At 70.8% G+C, this 14,261-nt stretch carries 15 protein-coding genes and 1 other RNA gene; 8 read left to right on the top strand and 8 right to left on the bottom strand.

The annotated features are described in order from the left end of the window. Positions 1-129: 129 nt before the first annotated feature. On the bottom strand, positions 130-1,647 hold the full coding sequence (locus ACLARN_RS32665; protein WP_409495322.1) for a 3-hydroxyacyl-CoA dehydrogenase: 1,518 nt from the start codon (positions 1,645-1,647) through the stop codon (positions 130-132). 169 nt (positions 1,648-1,816) lie between these two features. On the opposite strand from ACLARN_RS32665, the gene ACLARN_RS32660 reads away from it, so the two are divergent. Beyond that, positions 1,817-2,011, top strand: a complete 195-nt coding sequence (locus tag ACLARN_RS32660; RefSeq protein WP_409495314.1) for a hypothetical protein — start codon at positions 1,817-1,819, stop codon at positions 2,009-2,011. Between the two features lie 9 nt (positions 2,012-2,020). Next, the gene (locus ACLARN_RS32655) at positions 2,021-2,644 is read left to right on the top strand and encodes a TetR/AcrR family transcriptional regulator (RefSeq protein ID WP_409495313.1); all 624 of its coding nucleotides are present in this window, start codon (positions 2,021-2,023) and stop codon (positions 2,642-2,644) included. Here the strand turns inward: ACLARN_RS32655 and ACLARN_RS32650 are convergent. Beyond that, positions 2,628-3,317, bottom strand: coding sequence for a TetR/AcrR family transcriptional regulator (locus tag ACLARN_RS32650; RefSeq protein WP_409495312.1), 690 nt, complete (start codon positions 3,315-3,317; stop codon positions 2,628-2,630). The two genes, ACLARN_RS32655 and ACLARN_RS32650, sit on opposite strands and share 17 nt — an antisense overlap. A gap of 118 nt (positions 3,318-3,435) precedes the next feature. Between ACLARN_RS32650 and ACLARN_RS32645 the strand changes: the two genes are divergently transcribed. Further along, complete coding sequence (locus tag ACLARN_RS32645) at positions 3,436-3,876, top strand: nitroreductase family deazaflavin-dependent oxidoreductase (protein WP_409495311.1); 441 nt, start codon at positions 3,436-3,438, stop codon at positions 3,874-3,876. Positions 3,877-4,084: 208 nt separating this feature from the next. On the opposite strand, the gene ACLARN_RS32640 is transcribed toward ACLARN_RS32645, so the two are convergent. The 3 genes from ACLARN_RS32640 to ACLARN_RS32630 all read right to left on the bottom strand — a co-directional run bounded on the left by ACLARN_RS32640 (position 4,085) and on the right by ACLARN_RS32630 (position 6,186). Next, on the bottom strand, positions 4,085-4,291 hold the full coding sequence (locus ACLARN_RS32640) for a hypothetical protein (RefSeq protein ID WP_409495310.1): 207 nt from the start codon (positions 4,289-4,291) through the stop codon (positions 4,085-4,087). 66 nt (positions 4,292-4,357) lie between these two features. Then, positions 4,358-5,014 carry a response regulator gene (locus ACLARN_RS32635; protein ID WP_409495309.1) on the bottom strand — a complete coding sequence of 219 codons (657 nt, stop codon included), beginning with the start codon at positions 5,012-5,014 and terminating at the stop codon, positions 4,358-4,360. Continuing rightward, entirely contained in the window at positions 5,011-6,186 is a 1,176-nt protein-coding gene (locus ACLARN_RS32630; RefSeq protein ID WP_409495308.1) for a sensor histidine kinase, read from the bottom strand. The genes ACLARN_RS32635 and ACLARN_RS32630 overlap by 4 nt, the downstream gene beginning before the upstream one ends. Before the next feature lie 52 nt (positions 6,187-6,238). Between ACLARN_RS32630 and ACLARN_RS32625 the strand changes: the two genes are divergently transcribed. Then, positions 6,239-7,315 carry an AAA family ATPase gene (locus ACLARN_RS32625; RefSeq protein WP_409495307.1) on the top strand — a complete coding sequence of 359 codons (1,077 nt, stop codon included), beginning with the start codon at positions 6,239-6,241 and terminating at the stop codon, positions 7,313-7,315. Here ACLARN_RS32625 and ACLARN_RS32620 read toward each other — a convergent pair. After that, complete coding sequence (locus ACLARN_RS32620; RefSeq protein WP_409495306.1) at positions 7,309-7,890, bottom strand: hypothetical protein; 582 nt, start codon at positions 7,888-7,890, stop codon at positions 7,309-7,311. The genes ACLARN_RS32625 and ACLARN_RS32620 overlap by 7 nt on opposite strands. A gap of 174 nt (positions 7,891-8,064) precedes the next feature. Between ACLARN_RS32620 and ACLARN_RS32615 the strand changes: the two genes are divergently transcribed. Both ACLARN_RS32615 and ACLARN_RS32610 read left to right on the top strand, forming a co-directional pair. Beyond that, positions 8,065-8,814, top strand: coding sequence for a response regulator transcription factor (locus ACLARN_RS32615; protein ID WP_409495305.1), 750 nt, complete (start codon positions 8,065-8,067; stop codon positions 8,812-8,814). Beyond that, positions 8,792-10,264, top strand: a complete 1,473-nt coding sequence (locus ACLARN_RS32610) for a sensor histidine kinase (protein ID WP_409495304.1) — start codon at positions 8,792-8,794, stop codon at positions 10,262-10,264. The genes ACLARN_RS32615 and ACLARN_RS32610 overlap by 23 nt, the downstream gene beginning before the upstream one ends. 1 nt (position 10,265) lies before the next feature. Here ACLARN_RS32610 and ACLARN_RS32605 read toward each other — a convergent pair whose 3' ends face one another. Continuing rightward, positions 10,266-11,156 carry a serine/threonine dehydratase gene (locus ACLARN_RS32605; RefSeq protein WP_409495303.1) on the bottom strand — a complete coding sequence of 297 codons (891 nt, stop codon included), beginning with the start codon at positions 11,154-11,156 and terminating at the stop codon, positions 10,266-10,268. 46 nt (positions 11,157-11,202) lie between these two features. Here ACLARN_RS32605 and ffs point away from each other — a divergent pair. After that, positions 11,203-11,297: signal recognition particle sRNA small type (ffs, locus tag ACLARN_RS32600), an RNA gene on the top strand. Between the two features lie 11 nt (positions 11,298-11,308). Here ffs and ACLARN_RS32595 read toward each other — a convergent pair. Next, positions 11,309-12,142, bottom strand: a complete 834-nt coding sequence (locus tag ACLARN_RS32595; RefSeq protein ID WP_409495302.1) for a spermidine synthase — start codon at positions 12,140-12,142, stop codon at positions 11,309-11,311. A gap of 30 nt (positions 12,143-12,172) precedes the next feature. Between ACLARN_RS32595 and ACLARN_RS32590 the strand changes: the two genes are divergently transcribed. Beyond that, positions 12,173-14,227 (top strand): DNA polymerase III subunit gamma and tau, encoded by a 2,055-nt coding sequence (locus tag ACLARN_RS32590; RefSeq protein WP_409495301.1) that lies wholly within the window; start codon positions 12,173-12,175, stop codon positions 14,225-14,227. Positions 14,228-14,261 lie beyond the last annotated feature (34 nt).

Below are 14,261 nucleotides of genomic sequence, written 5' to 3'. Positions count from 1 at the left end.
AAAACGCTCGGCTGGAACAAACCAGCCGAGCGCCTGCGTGATCTACTGGCAGCCACATAAGCCATCAGGTGTTGCGAGGACCCCGAGAATTCGCCCGGCTCAACCGAGGGAAGGGGGCCTTCACGCGTGCTAGAGGTCTGCCGGTGAGGTGCCCGCCGACGTGAGCGGCAGGCCGAGCGCGACCCGTTCGGTGAGCCAGCCGCTCGGCCGGTAGCGCTGGTCGCCGGTGCTCGCGACGAGTCCGCGCAGGACTCGCAGCACGAGTTCCGGGCCTGCCTCCTGGCCCCAGGTCAGCGGTCCGCGTGGGTAACCGAGGCCGAGCCGGACGGCGGTGTCGATGTCCTCCGGCGTCGCGAGCCGTTGTCCGGCGATGAAACAGGCCGTGTTGACGATCGACGCCAGCAGCCGCTGCGCGATCGGGGCGGGGCCGTCGCGGACCACGGTGACCGGCAGCCCGGTCGCGGCGAGCGCGCCCCAGGCGGTGCGGCCCGCGGCCGGGTCGAGCGCGGGGTGGACCGAAAGCGTCAGGCGGTTCCCGTAGCCGCCGAGGGGATCGACCCCGACGACCCGGTCCGCCGGGAGACCCGCGGCCAGTGCGGCGTCCACAGTGGACGAACCGATCGGACTGACGATCAGGACGGTGTCCGGGTACGCCGTGTGCACGACCTGGATCCCCGCCGACGAGAGCAGCGTGCCGAGCCGTTCGTCTTCGACCCACACCGGCGTCGTCGGCGCCTCCGGGGCGGACGGCTCCGGGTCGACCTGCTGCACGCCGTCGACGTAGCGGTAGAAGCCCTCGCCGTTCTTGCGTCCGAACAGCCCGGCGGCGACGCGCGGGCGAGTCAGCCACGACGGCCGCAGCCGCGGTTCGCTGTGGAAGCCGCTCCAAATGCTTTCGAGCACGGCGTGCGAGACGTCGAGACCGGTGAGGTCCAGCAGCTCGAACGGGCCGAGTTTCAACCCCAGCACGTCACGCGCGACGCGGTCCACCTCGGCCGGGCTCGCGATCCCTTCCGCGAGGATCTGGAGCGCCTCGGTGCCCAGCCCGCGGCCTGCGTGGTTGACCAGGAAGCCCGGCGCGTCGCGCGCGAGCACGGGTTCGTGCCCCCAGCCGCGGACGAGTTCGGTCATCGCGGGCGGCAGCCAGGCCGCGGTCCGCGCGCCGGGCACGATCTCGACCAGCCGCATCAGCGGGACCGGGTTGAAGAAGTGGAGGCCGAGCAGCCTGCCGGGATCGGTCAGCGCGGCGGCGATCTCGGTGACCGAAAGCGAACTGGTGTTGGTGGCGAACACGGTGTCCGGGCCGCAGACGCGTTCCAGTTCGGCGAACAGCGCGCGTTTGATCTCCAGGTCCTCGCGGACCGCTTCGACGACGAGGTCGACACCGTCGGCGGGGGCCAGCGGACCGTCGACCGCGATCAGCCGTTCTTTCGCGGAGGCGGCGGCGTCCTCGGTGATCTTGCCCTTCGAAGCGAGTTTGCCCAGCATCGCGCCGATGTGGTCGATGGCCTCGCCGACGGCGTCGGGCCGGGCGTCGGCGAGCTCGACTTCGAGCCCCGCCGTCACGGCGAGCTGGACGATGCCCCGGCCCATCACCCCGGTTCCGATGACCCGGATCCTGCCGACCTGCTCCGCCCACTTCTCCACCGCGAGCCGCCTTTCCCTCGATGTCGTCCCCGGCGTGACGTTAGCCGCCACGCGGGTTTCTCGCCCGGAAGGGTGATCCGTGCCCCAACCGGCGTAAGGCCGCCGAGCCGGCGCGGTCCCCTCCGCGAATACCGAGTGTTCCGCGCACCACCCCGAAGGGAAACCTCCCATGGCCACCGTCCCCGCCGCCGCAGCCGTCCGGACCACGCCGTTGCTCCTCGTCGCCGTCTTCTTCGGCGCGGTTTCCGCGTTCTTCGCGAGCCAGGCGCTGTGGCCGCTCACCGCGCTGGCCGTCCTGGTCACCGTCGCCGTCCTCGCCGGTGGGGTGTGGCTGACCGGTCGTAAGGGGAGTCGGGAACTCTAAGATCGCCGTGTGACGGCGAAACGCTTGACGCGGGAGGAAAGCCGCGAGCAGACCAGACAGCGGTTGCTCACGGCGGCCGCCGAGCTGTTCGCCGAACGCGGGGTCAACGGCACGTCCGTCGAGCAGATCGCCGAACGGGCCGGGTTCACGCGCGGTGCCTTCTACGGCAACTTCGACGGCAAGCACGAGCTGGTCGTCGAACTGCTGCGCCGCCGGACCCAGCGCGAGGCCGAGGAGGTCACCGCGTTGCGTGACGGCGTCGGCTCCTTCGCCGAGATGATGGACCGGCTGCGCGCGTGGAACGTCGAGCGCGCCGAACACCTCGGCGGCTGGCTGACCCTGCGCACCGAGCTGGCTCTTTACGCGCTGCGGAATCCCGAGGCGCGTCCGCTGGTCGGCGAAGGCGAGAAGTCGACAAGGGCGCTGCTGGAGACTTCGATCAAGACCGAACTCGCCGCGCGGGGCGTGGAGCCGCCCGCCGACCCGGCCTTCCTCGCGCTGATCCTGCACGCGCTCGAGGACGGGCTCCTGTTGCAACGCTTCCTCAGTCCGGAAGGGACCGGCGACGAGGACGTGGTGGACGCCGTCCAGTTGCTGATGCGGTCGTGGACCGCGCTCAGCCGGTCATCCTGATCCCGGTGAACTCCGCCATCTGACGGATCCCGTGCGCGAAGAAGGCGTCCGGCGGGTCGACGCTGCCGACGTACTGTCCGAACAGCTCGAAGTTGATCATCCCGAACAGCTGGGTCCAGGCCATGATCAGCCGGGAAGCCGTCTCGGGACCCAGGTTGACCTTGAGGATCTCGGTGACGGTGCCGAGCTGGCGCCGTAGTTCGACGGGCATCTCGCCGACTTCGGTCTCGACGCGCAGGTCGGCGTCGCGCAGGATCGCGACCAGCGCGAACGCCACCCGGCCCGCGGGCGTGACGGTGTCCTGCGGCGCCTGGTAGCCGGGGATCGGCGAGCCGTAGATCAGCGCGTACTCGTGCGGGTGCGCCTTCGCCCAGGCGCGGACCGCGTGCCAGATCGACTCCCACCTTGCCAAGGGGGTCTTCCCTGGGTCGTCGGCGGCCTCCGCGGCCTCGCCGACGGCGTTGTAGGCGTCGACGATCAGGGCGGTCAGCAGCTGCTCGCGACTGGAGAAGTACCGGTAGAGCGCCGACGAGACCATGCCCAGATCCCGTGCGACGGCGCGGAGGGAAAGGCCGAGCGCGCCGACTTCGGCGAGCTGGCGGCGGGCTTCGTCCTTGATCTCGCGGGTGAGCTCGGCGCGGGCGCGTTCGCGCGCGGTCTGGGTGGCGGCCATGCTCTCACCATAGAGCATCGCACCTAAACGAGAGCACCGCTCTTGACGCGGCGCGATGCTCTGGTGTTCACTGCTCTTAACGGAGAGCGCTGCTCTCGAAGATCTGGGAGGAGACGAGATGACCACCACCCGCTACCTCAAGCCGGCCAAGGCGACCAACGCGTTCAACGAGGGCGTGCTCAAGCTGACGAAGCTCGGCGTGAGCTTCCTGGGGAGCCGGGTGCTCACGATTCGCGGCCGCAAGAGCGGCGAACCGCGGTCGGTCCCGGTCAACCTGCTCAAACTGGACGGCGAGCGTTACCTGGTGGCGCCTCGCGGCGTGACGCAGTGGGTGCGCAACCTGCGCGTCGCGGGTGAAGGGCAGCTCAGCGTCGGGCGCCGCACCGAGACCTTCACCTACACCGAACTCGCCGACGACGAGAAGCCCGAGATCCTGCGCGCCTACCTCAAGCGCTGGAAGTTCGAGGTCGGCGTGTTCTTCGACGGTGTCGACGCGAAGGCGTCGGACGAAAAGCTGCTGGAGATCGCGCCCGGCTACCCGATCTTCAAGCTCACCTAGCGTCGTGCGTCGTCCACCCGGATCACGCGAGTCCCGCGCCCAATCACGCGAGATCTCCATCCAGACACGTGAGTCGCGTGCCCAAGCACGCGAGTTCGCCATCCAGACACGCGAGTTGCGCGCCCAAGCACGCGAGATCTCCACCCAGACACGTGAGTTACGCGCTCAAGCACGTGTGATCGCCATCCAGGCACGCGAAGTCAGGCACCTAGTCGTCGGTGGGGGCCCGTTTCGAACGGCGGGCGGTGGCCGCCACCAGCACCACCCCGATCAGGAACGCGACGAGCCCGATCAGGAACCACAGTTTCTGCCCGGTCATGAAACTGCCGGTCAGCACCCCGGCGCCCTGGAGCACCCAGACGCCGCCCACCAGCAGGAAGACCAGCCCGATCGTGAGCGTGACCCAGCGCTTCATCCGCAGCTCCCTGCCTCGACGTGTCCTCCCGGATTCTGGCACCGGGAGCCCCGTCCGGCGAACCGATCACCGGCCGCCGACGAGACCGTTCCGGTAGGCGTAGACGACGGCGTGTACCCGGTCGCGCAGGCCCAATTTGGCGAGAATACGGGAAACGTGCGTCTTCACAGTCTCTTCGCCCACGTGCAGATGCGCGGCGATCTCCGCGTTGCTGGAGGCGTCGGCGACCAGCAGGAGGACTTCGCGTTCGCGTGAGGTGAGCCGTTCCAGCTCCGCCGGTTCGGCGGCCACGGGCTCGATGCTGGTGGCGAAGGTCGACACCAGCCGCCGGGTCACCGTCGGGTCGATCAGCGCGTCGCCGCGCGCGGCCACCCGCATCGCCGAAACGAGTTCTTCGGGCGCGAGGCTCTTCAACAGGAACCCGCTCGCACCGGCGCGCAGCGCGCGGTACACGTACTCATCGGAGTCGTAGGTCGTCAGCACGAGGACCCGGGTGTCGTTGCCGGGCGCGGACATGATCGCCTCGGTCGCGGCGAGACCGTCCAATTTGGGCATCCGGACGTCGAGTACCGCGACGTCCGGGCGCAGCGCGGCCGCCTGCGCGACGGCTTCTCGTCCGTCCGCCGCCTCGCCGACGCATTCGAAGTCCGCCTGGGTGTCCAGCACCGCGCGCATCCCGGACCGGAACATCGCGTGGTCGTCCACCAGCAGAACCCGGATCATTCCGCCTCCAAAGGGAATCCGACTCGAACCCGCCAGCGCCGCCCGTCGTCGAGCGGCCCGCATTCCACCTGCCCGCCGAACAGCGCGACCCGTTGCCTGATCCCGGCGAGACCACGTTTCGTCGACTCGGCCGAGGGGCGCCGGTGCGCCCGGCCGAATTCGTTCGTGATCGTGAGGACGACTTCGGTCTGCCGGTAGGCGAGGTCTATTTCCAGGATTCCGCCGGAGCCGTGCCGGAGCGCGTTCGTCAGCGCCTCCTGCGCGATGCGGTACAGCGCGACGTCCACCGAGCCCGGCAGTTCCCGCGGCCCGCCGTGACTGGTCATCCGCGCGGGCAGTCCGGCGGTGCGGACGTTGTCGAGCAGTTCGTCGAGATTGTCCAGCCCCGGCTGCCGCTGTGCGTCCGCGTTCTCCTTGCCGTGCAACAGATCCAGCAGGCGCCGGAGGTCGGCCATCGCGGCCCGGCTCGACGATTCGACGGCGGAGAGCGAACGCCGGACGGCGGGTTCGCCCTCCGGCAGCCCGAGCCTCGCGGCGCCGGCGTGCACACCGATCGCGCTGACGTGATGGGAGATCACGTCGTGCAGGTCACGGGCGATCGTCGTGCGCTCTTCGATGACGGCACGGCGCACCGCCTCGGCTTCGTGCTGCCGCCGTTGTTCCTCCGCGCGCTGGAGGTCGGCGATGTACGCGCGCCGCGCGGTCGTGTAGCGGCCGACCATCCACGGCAGCAGTCCGCTCACCCCGACGTCGATGAGCAACAGCCGCCAGTCCCGGTCACCCCGGTCGACCGGGATGAGGTTGCAGGCGACGAGCCCGGCGAGCATCGCGGCCAGTGCCGCCAGCGCCGGTTTGGCCGACAGCCAGGCGCCCGCGCGGTAACCCGCGATCAGCACGCCCGCGTTGGTGGCCTGGAGGTAGTGGTCGTACGGGAACAGCAGGAGCGGGGCGGCGGTGAGCAGGACGGCGTGCGCGGCGGAAACCCAGCCGGAGTACCGCGAAGGCCCGGCGAGCGCGGCGTTGGCGAGGATTCCACCCACCAGCAGCACCCACGCCTGCCAGCCGAGCGAAAGCGGCGGTCCGCCGATGAGGAACAGCCCGGCGTCGGCGACCAGGCAGACGGCCGCGACCGCACAGGCCTGCCTCGCCAGCGAACCACTGATGTCCCGCACGCGCCCAACTCTGCCCTATTTCGGTGGACAGGGGTTCCTAAGATCAAAAGCCATGGGGACCACGAAGACGCCCGTGCTCTGGACGACCGGGGCGCCGGGCGCGGGGAAATCCACCACCGCCTGGGGTTTGTACACCCGCGTCCTCGAATCGGGTGGCAACGTCGCGTACGTCGACATCGATCAGCTCGGGCTCATCGGCCCTCCGCCTGGCGGGGGCGACGCCTCGCACGCCATCAAAGCGGCCAACCTGCTGCGGGTGCTGGAGATCCTGCGCAGCCGGGGCGCCAGGCAGCTCGTCGTGTCCGGGGTGGTGGATCCGGAAAACGGCGTCGAGCGGTCCTTCGAGGGCAGCGATTTCGTTCTCACACTCGTCCGGTTGACGTGCGATCGCGACGAACTCCGGAGCCGCTTTCTCGAGCGCGGTTCGCCCCTTGAGGCGCTGCCTGACCTCTTCGCGGTGGCGGATGCCTACGACCGCACCGGTTTCGGCGAGGAGATGGACACGACCGGGCAGCGACCCGACGAAACCGTGGAAGCCCTGTTCCAGCGCTGTTTCGTGGCCGCCGGACCGGTCCGGCGGCCAGACCGCCCCGTGGAGCCACAGCCCGGGCCGGTGACCGTGGTGACCGGCCCGACGGCGGTCGGCAAGTCGACGGCCGCGTGGAGCGTGCTGCGGGACTTCTGGCAGCGAGAGACGCCGGTCGCCTACGTCGATCTCGCGCAGTTCGGGTTCGTGCACCCCGGCCCGGATCCCGCTGCGGAAGCGGCGATCCTCGCGGCCGTCTGGCGCGGCTACCGCGAGGCCGGAGCGCGGCAGTTGCTCGTGGTGGCCAGGGAATTCGGCCCGGAGCACCGGCAGGTCTTCGAGGAGGTCACCGTCGTCCATCTCGACGCGGACGCCGCGACCCTCACCGAACGCGTCCGGCGCCGGGCCGAGGGCGAATCCGCGCTGCTGGCGGGTGACGAGCTACGCGGGGCGCCACCCGGTGTGCGGGACCGGGTGGCCGCCCGCGCGGTCACCGAGGCGGCCCGGATGCGGCAGGCACGCACCGACCGCGTCGTCCTCGACACCTCCGGGCAGAAGCCCGACGAAACGGCCGCCGCGCTGCTTGCCGTCATGGCTCAGTAGCGCCGCGGGCCATCCTGTCCCTGTTGACCCTGACCGGGTGGCCCGCCACGCTGGTTCTGCGTGGGCTTGCCGATGGTCGTCGCCGTCGCGGTGTCCCCGGCGACCTTGGCGGTCACCGTCACCGTCTCACCGGTCTTGGGATCGCCGGTCTTCCGTGTCGACGAATCGACCGTGTAGACCTGCTTGTAGCCGTCCTTGCTGGTCAAGCTGACGGACGTCGCGCTGATCTCGGTGATTTCCCCGGTCTGCAGCCGCTCGGTGCTGTAGCCGCCCTTGCCGTCGGAGACGACGAAGTCGCCGTGCAGCGTGTCGCGCGGCACGCCCCCGCCAGGGCCGAAGATCACCCTGCCGCCGGGGCCGCCCATCATCCCGCCCTGACCCTGTTCGGCGCCGTTCGCGACGGTCCCGGCCCAGATCGCGGCTCCGCCACCGGCGGCGATCACCACCGCCACTCCGGCCGCGATCGCGGTCTTGCGGCCCGACCAGGCCTTCTTCGGTTCGCCTGCCGGAGCGGGCGCGCCCCAGGCGGCGGTCTCACCCGACGGGGGCTCGGCGGGTTTGGTCGGTTCGGTCATCTGGTCGCCTCCGTGTACTCGGTTGCGGCCATGCTCGCCGCCGTCGCTGTGCGGAAGCTGTGCCGTCGGTGGGGACGCGCTGTGATTCCGGGACTCCACGGCCGGGTGATCGTTCACAGGAAACGCACAGCCGGGACACAGGGAAGCCTCAACGGCGCCGCCCAGGATGGCAGCATGACCAGTGTGAACGTCCCGTCGTCCGGTTCCGCGAAGGCCGGCCTGCGCCGTGCCGACGGCAGCCCCGTGCGGGTGCTGGTCGTCGACGACGAGGCGACCTTGTCCGAACTCGTGTCGATGGCCCTGCGCATGGAGGGCTGGGACATCCGCGCCGCCGCCGACGGCACCGAGGCGGTTCGCGTCGCCAGGGAATTCCGGCCGGACGCGGTGGTACTGGACGTCATGCTGCCGGATATGAACGGCCTGGAAGTGTTGCGCCGCCTGCGATCCGAGTCGCCGAACCTGCCGGTGCTGTTCCTGACCGCGAAGGACGCGGTGGAGGACCGGATCGCAGGGCTCACCGCGGGCGGCGACGACTACGTCACCAAACCGTTCAGCCTGGAGGAGGTCGCGCTGCGGCTGCGGGCGCTGCTCCGGCGCGCGGGCGGGGTCGCCGGGCCGAGCGGTTCGACGCTGGTCGTCGGCGATCTGACCCTGGACGAGGACAGTCGCGAGGTGCACCGCGGCGGCGATCTGGTGCCGCTGACCGCCACCGAATTCGAATTGCTGCGCTACCTCATGCGCAACCCGAAACGCGTGCTTTCCAAGGCACAGATCCTGGACCGGGTGTGGAGCTACGACTTCGGCGGCCAGGCCAACATCGTCGAGCTGTACATCTCCTACCTTCGCAAGAAGATCGACGCCGACAGGGAACCGATGATCCACACGATGCGCGGCGCCGGGTATGTCCTCAAGCCCGCGGGGTAAGCGGCCTTGGTCCCTGCGGCGGCGGCTGATCGCGCAGGTCGCGGGGCTGCTCGCGCTCGTCTGCCTGGTGGTGGGCGTGGTGACCGAACTGGCGTTGCGGGACTTCCTGATCGACCAGCTCGACTCCCGGCTCGACGAGACCAGCCAACGCGCCAGCCGTCCGCCGCCACCGGGCCGACCCGGCGGGGATCGGGTCCCCGAGGGCTTGCGTGCCTATGGCCAGAGCGCCGGTTCCTTGTTCGTGAACGTGTTCCCGGACGGACGCGTGCTCGCCGCGGTGCTGAGGTCCAGTTACGACGCGAAGGTCACCGGCCCGTTCCCGCACGACGAGATCAGCCCGTCGCAGGTCGCCACTATTCTGCGGTCAAAGGCGGGTAGCGAGCCCAGCGACGTGGACCTCGGCTCGCTCGGGGAGTACCGCGTGGTGGCGAAGCCGACTGCGGGCGGCGGTATCGCGATCACCGGACTGCCCACCAAGGAAGTCACGGACACCTTGTGGAACCTGGGTTTCATCTTCGGCGGGGTCGCCATCGGCGGCATCCTGCTGGCGGGCGCGCTCGGCGCGGTGACCGTGCGGCGCACCATGAAACCGCTCGACCGGCTGGCCGCCACCGCGACGAGGGTCGCCGAACTTCCCTTGGACCGCGGCGAAGTGGCGTTGTCCGAACGAGTGTCCGAAGTGGACACCGACCCGCGGACCGAGGTCGGCAAGGTCGGCTTCGCGCTCAACCGCATGCTCGGCCACATCTCCCACGCGCTGTCCGCCCGCCAGGCCAGTGAGAGCCGGGTGCGCCGGTTCGTCGCGGACGCCAGCCACGAGCTGCGGACCCCGCTCGCGGCCATCCGCGGCTACGCGGAACTCACTCGGCGCTCCGGCTCCGAAGTGCCGCCGGACATCGCGTTCGCGATGGGCCGGGTGGAGTCGGAATCGACGCGGATGACCGGTCTGGTCGAGGATCTGCTGTTGCTCGCACGGCTGGACTCCGGTCGCCCGGTGGTGCGCGAGCCGGTCGATCTGTCCCGGCTGGTCGCGGACGCCGTCGCCGACGCGCATGTCGCCGGACCGGAGCACAAGTGGCTGCTGGAGGTTCCGCCGGAACCGATCACCGTTCTCGGCGACGCGGATCAGCTGCACCAGGTGGTGATCAACCTGCTGGGCAACGCCCGTACGCACACTCCGGCCGGTACCGAGGTCGCCACCGCACTGTCCATTGTGGATTCTGTGGTGACACTGTCCATTGTCGACGGTGGACCGGGGATCCCGCCGGGGATCCTTCCGGACGTCTTCGAACGGTTCGCCCGCGGCGACGATTCGCGGTCGCGGGCGGCGGGCAGCACCGGACTCGGGCTGGCCATCGTCGCGGCCGTGGTCGCCGCGCACGATGGTCAGGTGCGGGTCGCCAGCCGTCCGGGGCGGACGGAGTTCCAGGTTCGGTTCCGGGCTGCCTGACTCAGGGCGTCCACTCGCTGTTCGCGCCGCACAGGATGACGCAGGGCAGTTCGCCGCCGGTCCGCCCGGCCAGCCAGGCGGCGAACGGGACCGCGGCGGCCGGTTCGACGGCGAGCCGGAACTCCTCCCAGAGCCGGTCTCGCGCGGCGAGCAGTTCCGCGTCGCTGACCAGCACGGACGTCACCCGGCCCTGGAGCACCTCGAACGGGACGTCGCCGATCCTGGTCGCGCCGAGCGCGGACGCCGCCACCGAGTCGATCTCCACGTCCACCGGTTCACCCGCCTCCAGCGCCGCGCCGAGCGCGCGGCACCGCTCCGGCTCGACGGCGAACGTCGGCACCCCGGACAGGGACGTCCCGGCGACCAGGCCACCACCGCCGACCGCGACCAGGAACGCGTCGACGTCCGGCGCGTCCTGGACCACTTCGGCTGCCACGGTGCCCTGACCGGCGACGACGGCGGGATCGTCGTACGCGTGCAGGTACCGCGTACCCGGCTCAGAAGCGGCTTCGAGCGCCTTCGCGGCCGCCTCGGCGTACGTCGCGCCGTGACGGATGAGCTTCGCGCCCGCGGCCTCGATCCGGACCGTCTTCGCCTTCGGAGCCGACTCCGGCACGTACACCGTCGCAGGCAGGCCCAGCAGCGAAGCCGCCGTCGCCACGCCCAACCCGTGGTTGCCGCCGGACGCCGTCAGCACCCGCTCCGGCAACGGCCCGCTCACCAGCGCGTTCACCGCGCCCCGCAGTTTGAACGACCCGCTCCGCTGCACATGCTCCAGTTTGAGGACCAGCGGCCGCCCGTCGACCTCGGCGCGCAACACCGGCGTGTGTCGCACGAACGGATGGACGGCTTCGGCGGCTTTGATGACATCGGCCCAGGTCGGAGTGCTCATACCCCCCACTGTCCTCCATGTCCGGACCGGAGTGACTACACTGGTCCTCGGATCCCGCGCGGCGTCCATCTTGTGAACCTCCCCAGGGCCGGAAGGCAGCAAGGATAAGCAGGCTCTGGCGGGTGCGCGGGATCCCCTTTCATTTCCGGGTCTCAGAAGATCCCGAAGACGTCCTTAGGCGGCACCGGCGACGGCAGGGCTTCCGCGTCGGTGATCGGCCGCGCCTTGCCTTGAAGCTCGCGGAGGTCTTCGCCCGCGACGCAGCGGGCCGGGTACGCGGACGACGCGGCCCGGCGGGTCAGGTCCGTGACCGGGAGTTCGACGCGAGACGCGGCGACCACGATGTTGCCGAACCGGCGGCCTCGGAGGACACCTGGTTCCGCGAGCAGGGCCAGATGCGGGAACGACGTCGCCAGTGTCGCCAGGAATCGGCGAAGGAACGGCAGGTTCGGGCCGTCGCTGACGTTGGTGACGTAGGTCCCGGCCGGGCGGAGGACCCGCGCGACCTCTTTCGTGAACTCCACGGTCGCGAGCCCGCCGGCGAACACTCCGCGTTCGAAGGCGTCCACGATGACCAGGTCGGCCGAAGCGTCGTACCTGCCGGAGACACCTTCGCGGCCGTCGCCGACACGCACCTTCAGCCCCTTCAGGCCGAGTTGCTCGCGGATGAGCGCGACGAGTTCGCCGTCGGCGTCGAAGACCAGTTGTCGTGAGCGAGGGCGCGTCGCGGCGACGTAGCGGGGGAGCGTGCAGGCGGCCCCGCCGACGTGCAGCGCGTCGAGCGGGCCTTCGCCGAGGCAGTCGACGACGTCGGCGATCCGGCGGATGTAGTCGAACTCGAGATCCGTGGGATCGTCGAGGTTGACGTGCGACTGGGCCACGCCGTCGACGGAGATCATCCAGGCGTTGGCGCGGTCGGCGTCGCGGAGCAGTTCGGCGGTGCCGAAGCGGACCGGATACGTGCCTGGGGTCGGTGCTGGTCTCACCCTGTCGCCCCTTCCCGGTACTCTCGCCGCGTGGCTCTAGCTCTATACCGAAAGTACCGTCCGGCTACCTTCGCCGAGGTCGTCGGGCAGGAGCATGTGACCGATCCGCTGCGCATCGCGCTGGCCGCGGGCCGGATCAACCACGCCTACCTCTTCTCCGGCCCGCGCGGCTGCGGCAAGACGTCGAGTGCGCGCATCATGGCGCGGTCGCTGAACTGCGCGAAGGGTCCGACGCCGGATCCGTGCGGCGAGTGCAACTCGTGCCGCAACCTGGCGCCCGAGGGCCCCGGCAGTGTCGACGTCACCGAACTCGACGCCGCCAGCCACGGTGGCGTCGACGACGCCCGTGAGCTGCGGGACAGGGCTTTCTACGCCCCGGCGGACTCGCGCTACCGCGTCTTCATCATCGACGAGGCGCACATGGTCACCACGCAGGGCTTCAACGCCCTGCTGAAGATCGTGGAAGAGCCGCCGGAGCACCTGATCTTCATCTTCGCGACCACCGAACCGGACAAGGTGCTGGCCACCATCCGGTCGCGGACGCACCACTACCCCTTCCGGCTGATCCCGCCCAAGTCGATGCGGGCACTGCTCGAACGCAACGTCGCTGCCGAGGGCGCGCAGGTCGAGCCCGCGGTGTACCCATTGGTCATCCGTGCGGGCGGCGGTTCGGCGCGGGACACGCAGTCGGTGCTCGACCAGCTGCTGGCGGGCGCCGGGCCGGACGGCGTCGACTACCCGCGGGCGGTGTCCCTGCTGGGCGTCACCGACGTCGCGCTCATCGACGGCATGGTCGACGCGCTGGCCGCCGACGACGCGTCCGCGGTGTTCGGCACCGTCGAGAGCCTCGCCGAGGCCGGGCACGACCCGCGCCGGTTCGCCACCGACCTGCTCGACCGCCTGCGTGACCTGGTGATGCTGCGTTCGGTGCCGGACGCGGGCGAGCGCGGCCTGGTCGCCGCGCCGGACGACGAACTCAAGAAGATGAAGGAGCAGGCGGGCAAACTGGAGCCAGCCACGCTCTCGCGCTATGCCGACATCGTCCACAATGGACTCCTGGAGATGCGGGGCGCGACCTCGCCGCGGCTGGTGCTGGAACTGCTGACGGCGCGGATGCTGCTGCCGTCGGTCGCCGAGGGCACCGACGCGCTGCTCGCCCGTCTCGAACGACTCGAGCGCCGCGCCGCTTCGGCACCGGCGCCCGCCGCTGCTCCGGTTGCCCAGCCCGCCCCGGTCGCTCCCGCCGCCCAGTCCGCTCCGGCGGCTCAGGCCGCACCGGCTCCCGTCGCTCCCGCTGGTGAGCCCGTTCGCGAGTTCCAGCGGCCGTCGCAACGGGCCCCCGCTCCCGCCCAGGAACCGGCACCGGCACGGCAACCCGCACCGGCCCAGCAGCCCGTCGCGCGGCCGGAGCCGGTCGCCGAACGGCCCGCCGCACCAGCGCCTGCTCCGGCCGCGCCTGCTCCGGCGGCGTCTTCGGGCGGCGAGACGGACGTGGACGGGATCCGCGGCCGCTGGCCGCAGGTGCAGGCCGCGATCCGAAAGCTCCCGGGCGGCGCCGTCACCGGGGCGATGCTCACGCAGGCGAGTGTGGTGAGTGTCGATGGCACCGCCGTCACACTCACGCACAACGCGGAACCCGTGGCACGCAGGCTTTCCGAGCCGCAGCACATGGAGCGCATCGCGGCCGCGTTCAAGGCGGTCTTCGAAGGAGACTGGCAGGTCCGGTGCGTCCACGGCGCCGCGCAGCCCCGGCAGGCCGCCGCTCCCAAGGCCGCGCCTGCATCGTCCGCGCCCGAACGATCCTTCACCCGCCGGTCCGCCGAGGCGCCCGGCGCCGCTCCCACGCAGCCGCCGCCCCCGCCTCCCGCGCCGAAGCCGGAGCCTCAGCGGCCGAAGGTGGCGACCACCGAGCCGGACATCCCGCTCCCGCCCGAGCCGGTCGAGGAAGACGAGGATCTCTACAACGAGGACGCGAGCCCCGCGCCGCCACCTCCGCCGCTCCCGCCCGAGAAGGACCCCGAGGAGATCGCGCGGAAGCTACTCGCCGACCACCTCAACGCACGCCCCCTCGACGACCGCAATTAGTCACCTACTTGCGGCCTGCCAACTCGCTGGTCGC

This window comes from Amycolatopsis sp. cmx-11-12 (assembly GCF_046269425.1).
In the GTDB taxonomy this organism is placed as follows: Bacteria; Actinomycetota; Actinomycetes; order Mycobacteriales; family Pseudonocardiaceae; genus Amycolatopsis.
This window is presented reverse-complemented; position numbering and strand designations above follow the sequence as displayed.